Origin of the sequence: Phenylobacterium sp. (assembly GCF_036495085.1) — a bacterium.
Classification (GTDB): Bacteria; Pseudomonadota; Alphaproteobacteria; order Caulobacterales; family Caulobacteraceae; genus Phenylobacterium.
Window position 1 is genome coordinate 1 of sequence record NZ_DASXNL010000017.1, and the last position, 18,247, is coordinate 18,247.

Below are 18,247 nucleotides of genomic sequence, written 5' to 3' on the forward strand. Positions count from 1 at the left end.
CACCTATATCGGCTCCGAACTGACCTGGCCGATCTATTGGCGCGCGACTCTGGGCCAGGCCAAGGAGGACCTGGACCGCGCCGCCGGGGCAATGCGCGCACGATGGGGCGAGTCAGCCGCCCGGGTGGTCTCGCTCAAGGCCGTCGTGACCCAGGCCAGCTCGGCTATTCCCGTGGTGCCGCTGTACGGGACGGTGCTGTTCCGCGTGATGAAGGAGATGGGGCTGCACGAGGGCTGCCTGGAGCAGATCAGCCGAATGTTCCGGGAAGTGTTGCCGCAGCCGGCCCTCGACGACGCCGGACGGCTTCGCCTGGACGACCTGGAACTCTCCGAGCCCGTGCAGGCGGAGGTCCTCCGGCGTTGGCCGCGGGTGACGACCGAGACCCTGGCCGAGCTCGCCGACCTTCCAGGCTACCGACGCGACTTTCTCCGCCTTTTCGGCTTTGGCCTGGCTGAGGTTGACTACGAAAAGGATGTCGACCCGCTGACGAGCGCCTTCGGCTAGAACGTCGCTCAAGGCCTGCTTAGAGCGCGGGCCGGAGGCGGGCTCCCCAACCTGCCCGGTTGTTTACTCGGCCGCGACGGCTTCGCCCTCACCGGACCGAGCGCGTTCGATCACACGTTGGATCTCGGCGCGGCGGGCGTCGTGCTGGCGGGCGATGTGCTCGTCCTCGTCCTGCAGCGCCTGGACGTCGGTCTTGGCGTAGCCGATCACGCCCATCTGCTCGTAGCCATTGCGGACTGTGTCGCCCCAAAGGCCCACATCCTTTACGATCGGCACGATGCGGCTGAACAACGAATTGCGGAACTGTTCCATGAAGCCGCTTTCGTACATCGCCTGGGCGCACTCTTCGATCGGCAGCCCCAGGTGCTGCCAGAGCTCCACCGCGTCGAAGCGGTCGCGCATCAGGTGCGAAGCTTCCAGAAGGAACTCCTCGCGCTCGTCGCGCTCCTTCTGGGTGAGCTCCGGGTAGTAGTCGCGCAGCGCCAGCCGCCCGAACGCGACGTGCCGTGACTCGTCCTGCATCACATAGGCGTTCACCTGGGCGCAGAGCTCGTTCTTGGCGTTGTCCCGGATCGTGGCGAAGGCCGCCAGCGCCAGGCCCTCAATCACCACCTGCATGCCGAGGTAGGTCATGTCCCAGCGTGAATCACGCAGGGTCTGGTCGATCAGTTCGGCCAACGGCGCGGTCATCGGGTAGACGGCGTCGAACTTGCGCAGCAGCGCCTTGTAGCTCTCGACGTGGCGCGCTTCATCAATGGTCTGGGTGGCCGCGTAGAACTTGGCGTCGGCGTCGGGAACCTGGGTCACGATCTTGGCCGCGCAGATCAGCGCGCCCTGCTCGCCCTGCATGAACTGCGACAGTTGCCAGGCCTGGAAGTTACGCCGCACCTCGCCCTTCTCGGCCTCGCTCATCTTCAGGAAGCAGGGGGCCATGTGGATCGGCAGAGACTGGTCTGGCATGCCCTGCGGGTTGAGGGGGTCCAGTTCCTGAGACCAGTCGATGCGCGTCTGCGCATCCCACTGCATCTGCTTACCCTTCTCGTAGAGGCCGATCATGGCGGCGCGGCCGTCGTCATAGGTCCAGTCGAAACACGCCCGGAAGTCCTGGTCGATGGTCCAGCGTGAACCCTCCGTGGCCAGCACGTAGTAGTCCTGGAACCGGCGCTTGCTGTCATCAGCCAAGGCCATGCCGCACCTCCTGTCGAGATCTCCGCCCAGAGAGCGCAGTTATACTACGCAAATTATTTGGTGGCCGGAAGCGTGCCACCTCCAGGGGCGCGTTCCCCGACCCGAACTCGGCGCACGTCTGTCGCGCGCCACTGTCGGACCTACGCCCCGCTCCCCGAAACGCGACCTCCAGGGATCGCCCGCACAGGTATCATCGACCCGGACCGGACCTCGCGCGGCGCTCTTCTTCGCGCGCGCCGGCCAGGACGCCAGCGAGCGAATAGTTTCCCTCGTGGCAGGCGTCTTCCAGGATGCGGGCGGTGCTGGCCTTGAAGGGGAGCTCGGCGCGCCAAGTCTGGGTATAGAGCGCGGGGTCGCTGACTGTGAATTCGTACATCAGCTCGCCGGCCGATGTGCGGGTGAAGCGCTCGACGACCTTCGCGCCCGCAGAAATGCGCAGGCGTTGATAGCGCACCAGGGACGCCGCCGAAAAGTTGGTGGTCTCGACTACCAGGGTGTCACCCTCCCACCAGCCGACCTCGTCACCCTCCCACGACGTGACCGCTGGGTCGGCATGGCGCCGGTCGTTCAGGCGGACCACGCGAAGCTCGTGGTACTTCTCGGAGTACAGGGCGACGTGATCGCGGGTCTGGAGGATCTGGACATAGTTGCTGTCGGGGCTCGGCAGGACCGGCGGCAGCGCGCTCTCACCGCCGATGCACCGTTCAGTGACGCTGCGCTCCTCGGGATTGTCCCAGTGGGCAAGCGGGTCCGGAGGGACGTCGAGCCCCAGGCGCTTCAGAACCTCGGGCCGGAAGGGCAATCGTCCGTCCGCCGGATCGACGATCATGGCGCTGCGGATTTCGCCACGCACCCGCGCATATCCGTCGCCCATGTCAAACGTGGCCCGTTCGCTGTCGCCCTGCCCGACGTCCACGCCATCGGGCAGCGGTGTGCCTGCGCGCATCCGGGCCTCGCCCTTGGCGGCCTCCTCCGGCGTGAGCACCACGCGCGGGACGTAAAGGGGCCGCTCCAGGAAGGTGAAGGTCGCGTTGCTCCACACACCAGCGATGTCCGGTTGGCCGAATGCGTTGCGCGGCGGATGATACGCCCGCTCCGCGCAGAACACCGACCCCGCGGCCGCCATCGCCGCGAGGCTCGACAGAGCCCCCATGAGCCAACGCATAACGCCCCCATCGCAGCGACCGGCGCCGTCGTGTCGGAAACACCGTTCCCTCCGCTGCTGCGAATACCTTCACCGGGCTCAAGCTCGCGCGCAAGGCCGCGCCGCCATCGCGGCGATGGTCATTGCGGCAGCGCCTTGAAGTTGGAGAACTCAACGCGCCAAAGTGCTGGCGAAGCGCGAATGCGGGTGGGGTCCAGGAGACGATGCGATGACAAGAGGCGCTATTTCTGCGGCCGCAATGCTGGCCGTGCTTTTCGCCGGTCCGGCGTACGCCCAGTCACAGAGCCAGGCTTCCGCATCTCAACCCGCTGTTCCCAAGGCCCTGGCGCGCAATTTCGAGGGGGTCTGGACGAACGCAACCGTCACGCGGCTTGAGCGACCAGCAAGCTTTTCCCAGCTCGTCGTTTCGAAGGAACAGGCGGATGCGGTGGCGAAGGCGACGAGCGCACGTCTCGCAGCGGCGAACGGGCGCTCGGATCTCAGTAAGGGCGCCTTCAAGGATGAGGACGCCACGGCCGGATACAATTCGTACTGGATCGATTCCGGCGACGGGCTGATGCGCGTTCGCGGGGAGGCGCGATCCTCCTTCATCACCAGTCCAGCCGACGGGAAGATGCCGTTCCGCAATCGCGCGAAAAGCCTGGCCCTGATGAACCGCGACGGGGCCGAGTATCAATCTGGCAAAGGCGCCTACGTTGGGCCGGAGGACCTTCCGCTCCGCGAGCGTTGCCTGATCGCCCAGAGTGACGCCGGTGGGCCGGTCATGCTCAACGCGATCTATAACAACAACTACAGCTTCTTCGTCACTCCGGGCTATTTCGTGATCGACCTGGAGATGAACCACGACGTCCGGATCGCCCCGATCTTCGCCTCCGCCGAAAAGGCACGCGCGTCCCACCAGCCGGCCACGATCCGGCCCTGGCTGGGCGACACGGTGGCCTGGTGGGAAGGCGACACGCTGGTTACCGAGACGAAGAACGTGAACCCCATCCAGGAGGGGCGGACCCTGACGCCTGTATCGGCGCAGGGCACGGTGACCGAACGGTTCACCCGGATCTCCAAGAACGAGCTGCTCTATCAGTTCACGGTCGAGGATCCCGTGCACTACACGCAAGCCTGGTCGGGCGAGTATTCCTTCAAACCCGCGAAAGGGCAGATCTACGAATACGCTTGCCACGAGGGAAACTACGCGATGGAAGGCATCCTTCGCGGCGCCCGGCTCCAGGAAGCGGCCAACAAAGGCGGAAAGTGATCGGTTACCGCCTCCAATGTCTCGAAAGAGTCCGCCATCGCCGGAGTGGTCCCGTGATCGCCCGCCTTAACCGTGACGCCGATCCGACCGGCCGTCCATAAATCGGCGAGCGTCCAGTTGGTCCCCTTGTCGGACAGAACCCAGCATCGCTCCGGCAGGTGTCGGGAGCGATAATTCGCAATCCCGGCTGTGTAGACGCTTGGCAGAGATCGCCCCGAGCAAGCAGATCACGGCTGTTCGATAGTCAGGCCCGCGCCATCCCGGCGGCCGCCTCGCCTCGCCGGATGGGAGCCCTCGAAACCGGTTGGCCCGCCGCCGCGTCCAGGCGCTTGTCGATCGCCCGCACGATCATGAGGGAGGCCCACTTGTGCGCCGTGAAGAAGTCCGCGAAGGCCGAGCCTGCGATGGGCGCAGCGCCCACCAAGGTCCGGCAGCCGATCAGCAAGGCCGCGCCCGCGAGGATCGGAGCGGGCACGCCGGCGCGCGCGCCCTGCACCACGATGAAACCCCCGGCCAAGGCGCTGTAGACGTCGCCCAGGCCTGGGACCCAGCTCAACACGCCGTCGATACCCACGCTGAAGGGGCCGATATGCACCAAGCTGTCCGACAGGCGGCCCACCAGGGCGACGCTGTCGCGGATCGAACGAAGCTCAGCCTCGGAATGGGTCATCGGGAGATTCCAGGGTTAGGCCGGCGGCGCCGGCATGAGACCAGGTTGGGATTGAAACGGGCGGTCTATTCGCTCGCGTCGGGCGCGCGCGGACCGGGGTCGGCCGCGGCCCGCGGGCCCTCCCGGCGGCGGCTCATCGCGGCCGAAACGCTATCGGCGGCCCGCCGGACGCCGTCATAAAGACGGTCGTCGAGGCCGGCCATGCGCTTTTCGAAGGTCGAGTTGGGGCCGATGGCTTCATTGATCTTGCGGGCCAGGGTGGTGAACTCATCCTGCAGCTTGCGACCGGAGCCTTCGAAGTCGTTCCGCGGCTGCTCCCCGAGATTCATCCGCACTGACTGGGCGATGAACCCGGAGCGGGTCATCCCGCGGGCCTCCGCCGCAGCGTCGAGCCGCTGGACCAGGCGCTCGCCCAGCGAGACGTTCACGCGGATCGGCGGGTCGTCGACCGCCACCTCGATAAGTACGACGAATACTCCCGGCTCGACCGCGACCCGCTCGACGGTGGTCGCTATCGGCCACGCTTCGCCGGCGTTGGCCAGGGCCTGGAGGCAATCGAGGGCCGCACGCCGCGCCTCGACAACCAGTTCCGCGACATCGCGACCGTGGGCCGAACACTCCGGCAGATCGGGGAACGACGCCGTGTAGCCGGTGGCCTGGTCTCCTCGGACAAGGGCGACGAAATGGAGCGTGTTCATGCGGGCAACTCCCTCTGGGGCCCTAGATTTGTGTATTTTTGCGCAAAAACAAGCTACACCATGGAACAATGTTCTTCGGTTTTGTTTTTTCGCATCGCGCGGAACGCACCGAGGGCGGCGAGCCTCGCCAGACGCCTGGTCATTCCAAATCAGACACCGACTTATGGGGTCTGGCGCTCGCCGCCAGTCAGCTCCGTATGGGCAGCCAGAGGTAGCGACGGTCGTGGCCGGGTGCAGAATTTCAGGAGGAGGCCCGCCATGGATTCCAAACCGCCTGTGGACACCGACCTAATCGACGACGCCGCTTTGGCGCTGCTCTTTCTGGGCGCTTTTCAGCGGCATCCGTCCAGCGGGGCGTTGCGGGCCTGGAAGTCTTTCGACTGGGGCGTAATGGGGCGGCTGCACGAGAAGGAGCTGATCTACGATCCGGTCAACAAAGCCAAGTCGGTGTGGCTGACCGAGGAGGGCGTTAAGCGCGCCGAGGTCGTGTTCGATCAGCTCTTCAGGCGCCCCGAACGGGGCGCATAAGCCAAGGCATAAGCCCGGAGGCGGCAGCTTCGGCGATTGCCGGAAGATGGCGCAGCTTTCGCCTCTCCGAGGCGTTTCCGGAGCCTAGGGATCGGAGTAAGCCGCGTGTCACACCAGCAGGCCCTAGCCTTCGGTCTGGTGCTCGTCACCATCGGCTTCTTTATCTGGGGTCGCTTCCGCTACGACGTCATCTCGCTGGTCGCGCTCCTGGCCTCGGTGCTGCTGGGCCTGACCCCTTCGCGGAAGGCGTTCGAGGGCTTCTCCAATGACGTCGTCCTGATCATCGCCTGCGCTCTTGTCGTCAGCGCCGGCTTCGCGCGCTCAGGCGTGATCGAGGCAATGCTCAGACCCATCGCGCCGCATTTGAAGAGCGAGAGAACCCAGGCGCCGGTGTTCGTCGCCGCCACGGCCGTCCTGTCGATGGCCACCAAGAACGTCGGCGCGCTCGCCATCCTCATGCCCATCGCCCTGCAAACCGCGCGCCGCACGGGCTCTTCGCCCTCGCGACTGCTAATGCCGATGTCGTTCGCGTCTCTATTCGGCGGGCTTGTAACCCTGGTCGGAACCTCGCCGAACATAATCGTCAGCCAGGTCCGCACGGAGTTGTTCGGCAAGCCGTTCGGCATGTACGACTTTGCGCCCGTCGGCCTCAGTCTCACCGCCCTCGGCGTCGTCTTCCTGGCCTTCGCCTACCGTGTCCTGCCGACCGCGCGGGCCGCTACGGAGACCATGGATGCGGTGCTCGCCGCCAACGCCTATGTGACCGAGGTGGAGGTCCCAGAGGACTGGATCGCGGACAAGCCGCGGGTCGCCGACCTGCAGGCCCTGGCCGAAGGCGACGTCGCGGTCATGGCCATCATCCGCGGCGGCAAGCGGCGTCCCTCGCCGCACGCCAATCTTCACGTGCGCCCGGGCGATCGTCTCCTGCTGGAAGGCAGCCAGAATGTGCTGGAGGACCTGATTGCGCGGGCGAAGCTCAAGCTCACACGCTCTGATCGTCCGGTCGCCACCCAAGAGCCTACGGAAGAGATCCGGCTCGTCGAGGCTGTGGTCGCCGACGGCTCCAGTCTCGTGGGGGAGTCCGCGCAGCGCCTCAACCTGCACGGCGAGCACGGGGTGAACCTGCTGGCCGTGAGCCGTAGCGGCTATCGCCTCAGCCAGACCCTGCGATCGGTCCGCTTCCGCACCGGTGACATCGTCCTCTTGCAGGGAGGCGAGCGCACGCTTCCTGGGGCCGTCAGGGCGCTTGGCCTGTTGCCCCTCGCCGAACGCGAGATGCGCTTGGGCGGAATCCGTCGCGTCCTGGCCCCCGTCGCGATCCTTGCCACGGTGATGCTGGCGATCGCCTTCCACGTTGCGCCGGTGGCTGTCGCTTTCTTCGGTGGGGCTGTGGCGATGGTGGCGATTGGAGGACTGCGGATGCGCGAGGCCTACGCGGCCCTGGACGGTCCGGTCCTGGTGCTGATCGCGGCCCTCATCCCGGTGGGCGAGGCCATCCATTCGACCGGCGGGGCCGATCTTGTGGCCGGGTGGCTATCGCATGTTCTTACGGCCGCCCCCGCGCTGGTGGCGCTCGGGATCACAATGCTGCTGGCCATGGTCAGTGCGCCCTTCATGCACAACGCCCCGACCGTGCTGGTCATGGGGCCCATCGCCGCGTCGCTGGCCCACCAGTTGGGCCTCAATCCTGACGCCTTCCTGATGGCCGTCGCCGTCGGCGCCGCCAGCGACTTCCTCACGCCCATCGGACACCAGTGCAACACCATGGTTATGGGGCCTGGAGGTTACAAATTCTCCGACTACCCTCGGCTTGGCGCTCCGCTCAGTGTCTTGGTGTTGTTGGTCGGAACGCTGCTGATCTCGCGGATATGGCCGTTGAATCCATGAACGGAGGCGCCGCGCCACGCCACGAGCCTTCCATGCGCCGCACCGGGCCGACTTCGGGCGCTGAGCAAGCGGTGACAAAAAGGTGGTTCCAGATAAAGCCAGTCCGCGGTGTATTGCGAAGGCGCAGAAGCCATACTGTCGACGCAGCAGGCGGCGAGAATTAGATCATCGCAGCCAACGTGTTTCCGGAGAGTCTTGCGTGAGGGACTTCGTCGATCTTGAGGGCGCCTCGGGGGCCACCTACCGCTTCCGGCTCGCGCCGAACGGCGTAGTGAGCACGCCCATGGCTGGAAATTACGCACTGCTTCGCATGACCCCTCAGGGCGGCGTCATCGTCGAGACGATTGCGGCCACGAACGACCTATCGAACGCAACCGCCGCTTTTCGGCGATCTGCGGCTGAAACCAAGGGCCTTCACCTCTACACGAGGCTCAACGTATCAGCGGCCGTTCGGGAAGCGGAGCGCGCGGACATCGCCGCCCTCAAATGAAACGGCGCTCAGCGGGGCTCCGCGGCGTTGGATTCTCGAACTGCAGGACCTCGGCGAAGGGCTCGGTGCTAGATTGCATGCCGGTTCGTTGGGATATCCGACCCCGCAGGTGAGAGGGCGCTCCATGGTCACCGGCGACAAGACCCCGGGCCTGCATGTCGAAGGCATACCGAATTTACCTCCGTCGGTGACGCCGGTCGAAACCGCGGTCCCGGCCTTCATCGGCTATACCGAGAAGGCCGAAGACCTTCAGCTGAACGACCTGCATCTGAAGCCGACGCGCATCAGTTCAATGGTCGAATACGAGACATACTTCGGCCTGCCCCAGCCTGAGGCGGCGATCACCGTCGCCGTCACTGTCACCACCGTCGGCGACATCGTCACCCCGCAGAAGGCGGTGTCCAGCCTGACGCAACAGGCCCGCTCCAAGCACATCGTTTACTATGCGCTACAGACCTTCTTCGCCAACGGCGGCGGCCCCTGCTACGTCGTGTCCGTCGGCCCCTACAAGGCGCTCGGCTCGCCGCTTGACGAAGCCGAGCTCAGCGCCGGCCTCGACGCTGCGAGGAAGCAGGACGAGCCCACCCTCATCGTATTCCCCGAGGCCCAGGGCCTTGCGATCGACAAATTCAGGACGCTGCAGGACGCCGCCCTGCAGCAGTGCGCCGACCTGATGGACCGGTTCGTCGTCATGGACGTGCACGGCGACACCGAGGCCATGTCCGATCCCGCCGCCGATCTCGTGAAGGCGATCACCAATTTCCGGACGAGGGGCCTCGGCGCCGACAACCTGAAGTACGGCGCCGCCTACGCCCCCAACATCGAAACGACGCTGGAATTCTCCTTCGACGCGACAATGACGCAAGTGGCCATCGAAACGGATGGCGTGCTCGCCCCTCCCGTGGGCCTGGCCACCCTGGAGGCGACGGAGAACGCGATCTTCGCCATGGCCAAGGCGTCCATCGCCGATCTGCCGTGCATCCTGCCGCCCTCGGCGGCCATGGCCGGCGTCTACGCCACGGTCGACATCAATCGCGGCGTCTGGAAGGCGCCGGCCAACGTCAACGTCGCTGCCGTTACCGAACCCACCATCCCGGTCAGCGACACCGAACAGGACCAGATGAACGTGGACCTCGCGGGCGGCAAATCGGTCAACGCGATCCGTTCGTTCCCCGGTGACGGCGCCCTGGTGTGGGGCGCGCGCACGCTCGCGGGCAACGACAACGAGTGGCGCTATATCAGCGTCAGGCGGTTCTTCATCTTCGTCGAGGCGTCGGTGACGAAGGCGACCACGCAGTTCGTCTTCGAACCGAACGACGCCAACACCTGGATTAGGGTGCAGGGCATGATCGAGACCTTCCTGACGACGCTCTGGCGACAGGGCGCCTTACAGGGGGTCAAGCTGCAAGACGCCTTCTACGTCGCCGTGGGACTCGGCAAGACCATGACCGCGCTCGACATTCTGGAAGGCCGCATGATCGTGGAGATCGGCATGGCGCCGGTGCGTCCCGCCGAATTCATCATTCTGCGCTTCTCGCAGAAGATGGCTGCGCCCTGACCGGTCCCGGCGCGGGCGGACTGCCGGGACTCCGCGGATTCCCAGATCAGCCGGATACTTAGCAGCTCTCCCCGGAACTTGAGTTTTGCCGGCGCAGGCGATCAGCCTTCCAGGCATAGGCTTCACCTAGCGTCAGCCACGAGCTGAAAGGGCTAAGAAAATCCCCTCCATTTTCGTTCCAGAATTCTTTGATCAACCGTCGTGGCGACCGACGACAGGATATGTCGGGAATGCGACCCAATATTAGTAAGCTGCACAGCAGCCTTTAAATTGCTTGCCTTTAATCGGCGTGTATTGCTCTTCTTCGGTCTGGCGTTTGGTGTGCGTGCGGGGGAGAATCCGAAGTTCCAATCTTTACTTACTCACAGGCGCGGGCGCTTTCTTGCTTTCGGCCATAGCCGGGGCGGCGGCCGCGCTGATGGCAAGCCTGACGGCGTCTCCCCGACACAGCGACCTGCCTTCGCATAATTCGTCTCTGATCATTGAGCTTTGCAGCAAATGGGGTGCATGTGATGAAATCGTTGCTAATTGCGGTCGGCGCGTTGCTCGCAGCGTCAGTTTCCGGGCTGCCGGCGCAGGCCGCCACGGCGATCTTCTCTTTCAGCGGCGGTGCGTTCAGCGGAAGTGGGGTCTTCACGATCACCCCCAACGTCTCGCCGCCTGATCCCAATCCCCTGTGCGGCACGGCGGGCAATAATGCGTGTCGAGCGGATCCGCCAGGCGCATGGGCTATCACCGGGGTTACAGGGACGTTCTCGGACACCAACCTCGGGATCTCAAACGCCGCCATCACCGGGCTTGTGCCGATCCATCCCGCCAACGAGCGTGATCCGACATTCGACCCCCTGGTTCCGACCAGCCTAAGCTTCGTCAACTACTCTTTGCCTGCTCCCGGCGCCCTCACCTACAACAACCTGTTCTTCACCGCCGGTTCGCCCATCGACTGCGCATATCCGTTCAGCGGCACGTTCCTGGACGTGTTCGGCGCGGCCTTCACCGTGGAGGGCGGCCTGACCGTCGACCTGTGGGGTGATGGCGCCGAGCCCGTCTTGGGTCTGACCTATGGGGTTGGGGTGACGGACGGCGTACGGCGGCTCGACTATCAGTTCGATGGCGTGAGCGCCTCAGCGCGTGTTCCGGAGCCCTCGACCTGGGCCCTCCTTCTGGCGGGCTTCGGCGGCTTAGGCTGGAACCTCAGGCGCGCTCGCTCGCGGGCCGGGCAGGCTTGCGCCTAGCGCCGGTTTTTCGCCCCAGGTCGACGAGCCGGAGGCGTTCGTAAGCGCGGGTTCGGGAGAGGCCTCGACGGGGTCCCCCCGTGGATCGAACCGAACCCGCAAATCCCTCAATTTTGGGCGGCGCGGCCAGGCCCGGCGACCGCGTTGGATCGGCTGGAATCGCCCCGGCCGCGGCGGACATGGAGTGCCCGGTTCGTTCGGTCGGAGCGGGGGGCGTTTACTTCGCGGTCGGATCGGCGCCCGACCAACCGGGCAGGCTCTTGGCGTCGGTGCTCTTCGCGAGGTCCAGCGCCTTCACCAGAGCCGTGCCGAAATCTTTCTCCACGAGCGCCCTTTTGATACGGCGACGCATGAAATCTCCCCACAGAAATTCAAAGAAGGGCGCGCTGGTTTTGGCGCATCCACCAGCGCGGATCAGTTCGCCGACCAGGCTTCGGAATGGATCGTCGGTGAGGTCTGACATGCTCTTCGGAATGTCCGACAGCGCGCAGCGCTTGCCGTCGGCGTCGTAGGCGTGACACCAGTCATTGTTGTCGAGGAACGCCCAAAACTCGTCCTTCGCCAGATCTTCGAGGTCGGCGACAACGTAGACGGCCACCACCGACGCCTTCTCTTCCAGCAGCGCTTTTGTGAAGTGGTGGTGGTCGACAATGTAGTGGCGCCCTTTGGGACCGATGACGGCGGGAACGACATGCCGTCGGAGAAGCTCAACCCGCTTGTCGTCGTTCGCCTCACGCCACTGGCGTCGCTTGATCTCAACCTCGCGAAAGCCAACCGTCATCTGTGTCGGACGCAACTCTGCGAGTGGGACGCCGATATGAAGTTGCTCACGCATTTGCGATCTTCCTCGCCGCGGTGATCGCCCTCTGTAAGATTGGAAACGCGCGCATATTCGCGTCGGCTCCTGGAGCCCAAGTGGGTCCTTGACCGTCGCGCCGGCGCAGGTCCCGTCGCCGCCCTGCTGCGAGTCCGATGCAGAGCCCCCCGGTGGGTCCCACCGGGGGCTTTTCGGAGCCTGCGAACGCGAAGCTCCGGTTCACGGTCGCGGCAAATCCTCAGTTGGGCTTTTGGCCGCCCAACTCCGCCATCAATTCCTCTTTGCGAGCGGCTAACCGCTCGCCCATGGCGTCGAGATCCTCGTCGCCCTTTTTCGCCTGAGCGAAGATGCCGCCCGGCTGTTCCTCTTCCCGGACGTGGTGTTTGATGTACTCGCCCAGGACCTTGACCTTGGCATCGTAGAACTCATCGCCCGGGCGCATGCCCTCGATCTCGGCGATAAGCCGCTTGGCGCCGGCGTGTTCGACATAAGCCTCGTCCAGGGTGTCCTCCTCGACGTCGCCGCGCTCCTCGGGATAGAAGATTTCTTCTTCGATCGTGGTGTGGACCTTCAGGGCCAAAGCGATCTTTTTGAAGAGTTCCAGCTTTTCGGTGTCGTCCTCGAGTTGCTCGTACTCGTCGAACCACCCCTCGACCTGGCGGTGGTCCTTTTTCAGCAGGTTGATGGCAAGCGGGTCGGGGCGACTCGTACGACGCCTGCGACCGGAGCGGGCGCGGCTCGAGGAGGTTTTGGTCTGGGTGACGGCCATGGGCTTGTTTCTCCGATCTCTGGTGTGCCTAACAGCTGGAATTAACAAGCGTTCCTGGGTCGACAGCCCGACCGAAGCCTGGCGCTGATTGGTCCCGACTGAAGGCGTGACGAGGCCGAGCGCAGCCATGGCGGCCCCTCCTAGCCGATGCCCGCCCTTCGGCTCGTGGCTCCCGCCAAGGGGGGCGTCTGCGGCACACCGACTGCACCGCATGCCCCGTGGCGCCGCCTCGCGGTTCCGCCGGGATTGTGTGTCTACAAAAGATCTTCGATCCGGATCGGCAGGTCGCGGATCCGCTTGCCGGTCGCGTGGAAGACGGCGTTGGCGACCGCAGCGTTCATGCCGACGATGCCGATCTCGCCGATGCCCTTGATCCCGAGGGGGTTCACGCGGCTGTCCGCTTCCGGCACCAAGATGACGTCCAGCTGCTCGATGTCGGCGTTCACCGGCACTAGATAGTCCGCCAGGTTGTGGTTCACGTAGCGCGCGTGGCGCGGGTCGATCTCGGTCGCCTCGTGAAGGGCTGAGGAGATTCCCCAGACCGCGCCCCCCATATATTGGCTGTAGGCCGTTAGCGGATTGATGATCGTCCCAGCGGCAAAGGCCGAGACGACGCGAGGCGTGCGGATCTCACGCGTTCGGTCGTGCACGCGCACTTCGACCAGATGTGCGCCGAAGGCATAGGCGGTCACATCCTTGCGCCCGGTTCCGCGCGACATGCTCATCTTGCCCTGGTAAAGGCCGGCGAGAGCGTCCGCCGGCAGGCCGTCGGGTAGGTTCTCGGCGTGGATCTCCAACACCCCGCCGATCCGAGAGACGGCGGTCGCCAGGGACTCGGACTTCCCACCCGGCCCTACCAGTGCGCCGCCCGCCAATCGAAGACCCGTCGGATCCGCGCCGGCGAAGACACCGGCGCCTTCGCGCACCGCAGCGGCGACGAGGCGCTCGCGCGCCGCCTCGCAGGCCTTCGCCGCGACGTGGGCGGTGGAAGCTGCGTTGTTCGACCCGCCCGCGCCCGGGACGGGCGGCAGTTCGCTGTCGCCAAGCATCACCGTGACGTCCTCGACCGCGATCCCGAGACCGTCGGCGACGACGATCGCGACCACCGTGTAGGCCCCGGTGCCGATCTCGTGGCCGGCCATCTGAATCGTCGCCTTGCCCGCCGGGGTCAGCGCGAGCCGCGCGGCGGCCGGACCAATGTTCGACGGGTAGCAGGATGTCGCGCAGCCGAAGCCCACCCGCCAGTCGCCATCGCGCATTGAGCCGGGCTTCGGGTTGCGCTTGTCCCACCCAAACCTCGCAGCCGCGGCGTCGAAGCACTTCATCAGCGAGCGGCTGGAGAACGGCTTGCCGTCCACGGGGTCACTCTGGGTGTCATTGATGCGGCGTAGTTCGATCGGATCGAGGCCGAGCTCGATGGCAAGCTCGTCCATCGCCACTTCCAGAGGGAACATGTACGGCGTGTCCGGCGGCGCGCGCATGAAGCCCGGGGTATTGCGGTCGGCGTGGACTACGCTGACCCGCGTGGCGATGTTCGGACAGGCATACATGCGCGCGGTGGTAACCACGCCTGAGACGTTGTAGCCGGAGGGCCGGGAGGTGACCTCCACTCCCTCATGGCTGAAGGAAACGAGCCTTCCGGACCGATCGGCGCCCAGCTTCATGTGGTGACGCGTCTCCGCGCGATAGGTGGCGATCGTGAACCCCTGGTCGCGCGTCGGGACCAGCTTGACCGGTCGGTTCAACCGCTTCGCCGCCAGCGCGATCCAGGCCGTCCGCGACGTCGGCGAGCCTTTGGAGCCAAAGCCCCCGCCGCAATAGCGCGAGATTGTCCGAACGTTGGCCGGGTCGACGCCGAGCTGCTTGGCCACGGCGTTCTTCAGGCCCCACATGTTCTGCGTCGGCTCATGGATGGTGAGCTTCGGGCCATCCCAGACGCAGGTCGTCGTAAAGAGCTCCATCGGATTGTGGTGCTGCGGCGGCGTCGAGTAGTGGGCGTCCAGCTTGACCGGCGCGGCGGCGAATGCCGCGGCGGCGTCGCCCTTCGACGGATAGCTATGGGTCTCGTCGGGCTTCAGATCCTCCAAGGTGACGCCGGGGCTGTCGAAAGTGGCGCCCGGCTGGGCCTCGTCATAGTCAACGGCCACCTTGAATGCGGCTTCCCTCGCGGCCTCGAACGTCTCGGCCACCACCACTGCGATGATCTGGCCGTCGTGACCGACGCTGTCGCTCTCGAGCGTCGTGGTGGTGGCCTTGCCGTCCGGGCCGGCCGGGGACTTCACGGCGCCCCCGACATTCTCGTGCGTGAGAATGAGCAGGACACCGGGCACGGCGTTCGCCGCATCCAGCCGGAATCCGCGGATCCGCCCGCGGGCGATCGCGCTGGTGACGAGGCAGGCCCAGGCGGCATTGGGCAAAGGCTCGTCTGAGGGATAGCGCGCCTGGCCGGTGACCTTTGCACGCCCGTCCAGGCGCACGTGCGGCCGGCCGAGGACGGAGTGGGGGGCGCCGCCGGCGTCATCAGGCATCTCAGGCCTCCAGCGCTGAAGCTTGCAGCAGCGCGCGAACGAGTGTCCGCCTGCCGAGCTCAACCTTGAAGGCGTTGCCGCCATGGCTGACGGCTCCATCGAACGCGGCCTCGGCGGCGGCGCGGGCCGTGGCCTCGTCCAGCGGCTTGCCCTGCAGGGCGGCCTCGGCCGCGTGCGCCCGCCAGGGCCTCGTCGCTACGCCGCCCAGCCCGATGCGCGCCTGGCGAACCGTCTTGCCATCGAGATCGACGGCGACGGCGGCCGAGGCCAGAGCGAACTCATAGGACTGGCGGTCGCGGACCTTCAGATAGAGCGAATTGCGCGTCCAGGGTCCCGCAGGCACGGCGAACCCGGTGATCAGATCGCCGGGCGCCAGGCTGGTTTCGAGGTGCGGCGCCTCCCCGGGCAGACGGTGCAGGTCCTCAATGGCGACCACGCGCCGACCGCCCGGTCCTTCGATATCGACAGTGGCGCCGAGCGCCGCCAGGGCGACGGCGAAGTCACCCGGGTAGTTGGCGATACAGCTGGCGCTGGTCCCAAGCACCGCAAGGCGGCGGTTCACGCCACCGATCGCCGCACAACCGGAACCAGGCACGCGCTTGTTGCAGGCGTTCCAGGAAACGTCGCGATAGTAGGGACAGCGCGTCTTCTGCAGCACGTTGCCGCCGAGGCTCGCCATGTTGCGGATTTGCGGACTGGCCGCCAGTTCGAGGCTCTGGGCGATCACCGGATAATCGCGGCGGACCGCGGGATGCCCAGCGGCCTGCGCCATCCTCGCCAGCGCGCCCAGGTAGAGCCCATCGGCGCCGGCGCGGATCTGGCCGTGGTCGGCGCTGAGCGCGTTGATGTCCACCACGCGTTCGGGTCGAAGGACATCCAGCTTCATGAGATCGACAAGGGTCGTGCCGCCGGCGAGGTAGCTGGCGTTGGCGCCCGCTCCTGCCCTCAGCGCCTGGTCGCGGTCGACGACGTGCTCATAGCGGAACGGGCGCATCAAGACCGCCTCATCTTCGAGGCCGCACCGCCGATCGCGGAGACGATCCTTGGGTAGGCGCCGCAGCGACAGATGTTGCCGCTCATGAACTCGCGCACCTCGGCGTCAGTTGATGCGTGGCCCTCATTGACGCAGGCGACGGCCGATAGGATCTGACCGGGCGTGCAGTAGCCGCACTGGAAGGCGTCATGCTCGATGAAGGCGGTCTGCATCGGATGCAGCGCCTCGCCTTGCGCAAGGCCTTCGATGGTGATGACCGGGCGTCCCTGGACGGTGGCCGCAAGGGTCAGGCACGAGAGCACTCGCGTCCCGTCGATCAGCACGGTGCAGGCGCCGCACTGACCCTGGTCGCAGCCCTTCTTGGCGCCGGTGAGCCCCAGCTGATCGCGCAGGGCGTCCAGCAGGGTGGTTCGCGGATCGAGCGCGAGCCGCCGCGGCCTTCCGTTGACGTTGAGGCTCAGATCCAGGGTGGGCCGATCATGCGTCGCTGGTCTCGGCTCGGCGGCGTGCGCCGCGCCCGCGACGATCGGCAAGGCGCTCGCAGCGCCTGTCAGGCCGGCCAGAAGTCCACGGCGACTGGGCCCCGCGCCTTCGTTCCTGACCATCGCCATGCCAAGCTCATCCACCTCGCGAGGGCTGGGAAACCCCATTCCTGAAGCTGCGGTTCCTGCCTCCGTCGGAACGGGACAATTCGACAGGTCATTGAAGGTTCCGCCGCGGACAACGGGTCCTATCCAGCAGGCGGACCTCGCGCCTGGCGCCCACCTGGACCCGCGCCGGCCCTAGCTCGTGGGTCGCGTTCGTGCCAACCTTCGGGCTCGCCCGGAGACCGCCGCCATGACCTCGAAGCTCGCTGCCGATCCACGTATCGATCCTCGCCTGAAAGCCCTGTTCGGCGCCTGGCCCGACCGACCGCCCGTTGGCGATATCGACAGCCGCGAGGCGCTGATCGCCCAAGCCAACACCCCCGATGCGCTGGCGGCCGAGGCGGCGATGTCCGGCCTGTTCGACGCTTGCGACAACGAGGCGAACGCTCCATCGGCCGGTCTCTCCATCCGCCGCGACAGCTTCGTCTCGGCGCCGGACGGCAACACAATCGGGGTCGCGGTCATCCGCCCGCAGGGCGCAGGAACGCTGCCGTGCGTCGTCTACCTCCACGGCGGCGGAATGCAGTCCATGTCGTGCTTCAACGGCCTGTATCAGGCCTGGGGCCGTATCATCGCCAGCCAGGGCGTGGCCGTGGTGATGGTGGACTTCCGCAATGCCCTGCGTCCGTCCTCCGCGCCCGAAGTACTGCCGTTCCCGGCGGGACTGAACGACTGCGTCTCCGGTGTGAGATGGGTGGCTGCTAACGCCGCCGCCCTCGGAGTCGACGCCGCCCACATCGTCGTCGCCGGTGAGAGCGGGGGCGGCAATCTCACCCTGGCGACGGGGCTGAAACTGCTTCGCGACGGCGACATCGGCCTGATCCAGGGTCTCTACGCCTTCTGCCCCTATATCGCCGGCGCCTGGCCGAACCCCGACAATCCCTCGTCGATCGAGAACAACGGCATCCTGCTCGACCTGCACAACAACCGCGGCGCGATGGCCTACGGTATCGAAGCCCTGGAGCGGCGCGACCCGCTGGCGTGGCCGGGCTTCGCCGTCGAGGCCGACGTGAAAGGCCTCCCGCCCACGGTGATCAGTGTAAACGAGTGCGATCCCTTGCGGGACGAGGGGGTGAATTTCTACCGCCTGCTTGTACGCGCCGGGGTCTCGGCGCGGTGCCGGCAGGTGATGGGCACCATCCATGGCACGGAGATCTTCTCGATCGCGTGTCCGGAAATCAGCCGGGACGCCGCAGCGGACCTGGCGCGTTTCGCTCGCCTCTCGAGCGCTTTGTCACAGACCCAGGACTCCCGGCAGCCTGAGCTAACGCCGGCATAGCTGCGCGCGGTGACTGGCGAACCCTAGGGCGCGGGCC

The 18,247-nt window shown here is 66.1% G+C and carries 16 protein-coding genes and 1 pseudogene; 8 read left to right on the forward strand and 9 right to left on the reverse strand.

Translation table 11 applies throughout. The features are described from left to right. Positions 1–505, forward strand: a pseudogene (locus VGI62_RS02515) (bifunctional NADH-specific enoyl-ACP reductase/trans-2-enoyl-CoA reductase); the annotation flags it as partial. Between the two features lie 63 nt (positions 506–568). Here VGI62_RS02515 and VGI62_RS02520 read toward each other — a convergent pair. Then, entirely contained in the window at positions 569–1,693 is a 1,125-nt protein-coding gene (locus tag VGI62_RS02520) for a ferritin-like domain-containing protein (protein ID WP_331502816.1), read from the reverse strand. Between the two features lie 190 nt (positions 1,694–1,883). Beyond that, a complete protein-coding gene (locus VGI62_RS02525) occupies positions 1,884–2,858 on the reverse strand; it encodes a hypothetical protein (protein ID WP_331502817.1) in 975 nt (324 codons plus the stop codon). A gap of 208 nt (positions 2,859–3,066) precedes the next feature. Here VGI62_RS02525 and VGI62_RS02530 point away from each other — a divergent pair, with 208 nt between their 5' ends. Beyond that, positions 3,067–4,110, forward strand: coding sequence for a hypothetical protein (locus VGI62_RS02530; RefSeq protein ID WP_331502818.1), 1,044 nt, complete (start codon positions 3,067–3,069; stop codon positions 4,108–4,110). Positions 4,111–4,354: 244 nt separating this feature from the next. Here the strand turns inward: VGI62_RS02530 and VGI62_RS02535 are convergent, their stop codons facing one another. Both VGI62_RS02535 and VGI62_RS02540 read right to left on the reverse strand, forming a co-directional pair. Then, positions 4,355–4,780, reverse strand: coding sequence for a DUF4112 domain-containing protein (locus VGI62_RS02535; RefSeq protein ID WP_331502819.1), 426 nt, complete (start codon positions 4,778–4,780; stop codon positions 4,355–4,357). 65 nt (positions 4,781–4,845) lie between these two features. After that, the gene (locus tag VGI62_RS02540; RefSeq protein WP_331502820.1) at positions 4,846–5,478 is read right to left on the reverse strand and encodes a type II toxin-antitoxin system HicB family antitoxin; all 633 of its coding nucleotides are present in this window, start codon (positions 5,476–5,478) and stop codon (positions 4,846–4,848) included. 258 nt (positions 5,479–5,736) lie between these two features. Between VGI62_RS02540 and VGI62_RS02545 the strand changes: the two genes are divergently transcribed. The 5 genes from VGI62_RS02545 (at position 5,737) to VGI62_RS02565 (ending at position 11,176) form a co-directional block, all read left to right on the forward strand. Next, positions 5,737–6,006: a DUF6429 family protein gene (locus VGI62_RS02545; protein ID WP_331502821.1), complete on the forward strand. Its 270-nt coding sequence runs from the start codon at positions 5,737–5,739 to the stop codon at positions 6,004–6,006. 105 nt (positions 6,007–6,111) lie between these two features. After that, positions 6,112–7,893, forward strand: a complete 1,782-nt coding sequence (locus VGI62_RS02550) for an SLC13 family permease (RefSeq protein WP_331502822.1) — start codon at positions 6,112–6,114, stop codon at positions 7,891–7,893. A gap of 199 nt (positions 7,894–8,092) precedes the next feature. After that, on the forward strand, positions 8,093–8,383 hold the full coding sequence (locus tag VGI62_RS02555; RefSeq protein ID WP_331502823.1) for a hypothetical protein: 291 nt from the start codon (positions 8,093–8,095) through the stop codon (positions 8,381–8,383). A gap of 124 nt (positions 8,384–8,507) precedes the next feature. Next, positions 8,508–9,941, forward strand: coding sequence for a phage tail sheath family protein (locus VGI62_RS02560; protein WP_331502824.1), 1,434 nt, complete (start codon positions 8,508–8,510; stop codon positions 9,939–9,941). Between the two features lie 512 nt (positions 9,942–10,453). Beyond that, positions 10,454–11,176 carry a PEP-CTERM sorting domain-containing protein gene (locus tag VGI62_RS02565; RefSeq protein WP_331502825.1) on the forward strand — a complete coding sequence of 241 codons (723 nt, stop codon included), beginning with the start codon at positions 10,454–10,456 and terminating at the stop codon, positions 11,174–11,176. Positions 11,177–11,393: 217 nt separating this feature from the next. On the opposite strand, the gene VGI62_RS02570 is transcribed toward VGI62_RS02565, so the two are convergent. From VGI62_RS02570 to VGI62_RS02590, 5 genes are all read right to left on the reverse strand, one after another. Beyond that, the gene (locus VGI62_RS02570) at positions 11,394–12,011 is read right to left on the reverse strand and encodes a ParB-like protein (RefSeq protein ID WP_331502826.1); all 618 of its coding nucleotides are present in this window, start codon (positions 12,009–12,011) and stop codon (positions 11,394–11,396) included. A 220-nt stretch (positions 12,012–12,231) separates the two neighbouring features. After that, entirely contained in the window at positions 12,232–12,891 is a 660-nt protein-coding gene (locus VGI62_RS02575) for a hemerythrin domain-containing protein (protein ID WP_331502827.1), read from the reverse strand. A gap of 125 nt (positions 12,892–13,016) precedes the next feature. After that, the gene (locus tag VGI62_RS02580; protein ID WP_331502828.1) at positions 13,017–15,290 is read right to left on the reverse strand and encodes a xanthine dehydrogenase family protein molybdopterin-binding subunit; all 2,274 of its coding nucleotides are present in this window, start codon (positions 15,288–15,290) and stop codon (positions 13,017–13,019) included. A gap of 1 nt (position 15,291) precedes the next feature. Then, the gene (locus VGI62_RS02585; protein WP_331502829.1) at positions 15,292–16,284 is read right to left on the reverse strand and encodes a xanthine dehydrogenase family protein subunit M; all 993 of its coding nucleotides are present in this window, start codon (positions 16,282–16,284) and stop codon (positions 15,292–15,294) included. Further along, positions 16,284–16,895 (reverse strand): (2Fe-2S)-binding protein, encoded by a 612-nt coding sequence (locus VGI62_RS02590; protein ID WP_331502830.1) that lies wholly within the window; start codon positions 16,893–16,895, stop codon positions 16,284–16,286. The genes VGI62_RS02585 and VGI62_RS02590 overlap by 1 nt, the downstream gene beginning before the upstream one ends. A gap of 226 nt (positions 16,896–17,121) precedes the next feature. Between VGI62_RS02590 and VGI62_RS02595 the strand changes: the two genes are divergently transcribed. After that, positions 17,122–18,210 (forward strand): alpha/beta hydrolase, encoded by a 1,089-nt coding sequence (locus VGI62_RS02595; RefSeq protein ID WP_331502831.1) that lies wholly within the window; start codon positions 17,122–17,124, stop codon positions 18,208–18,210. Positions 18,211–18,247 lie beyond the last annotated feature (37 nt).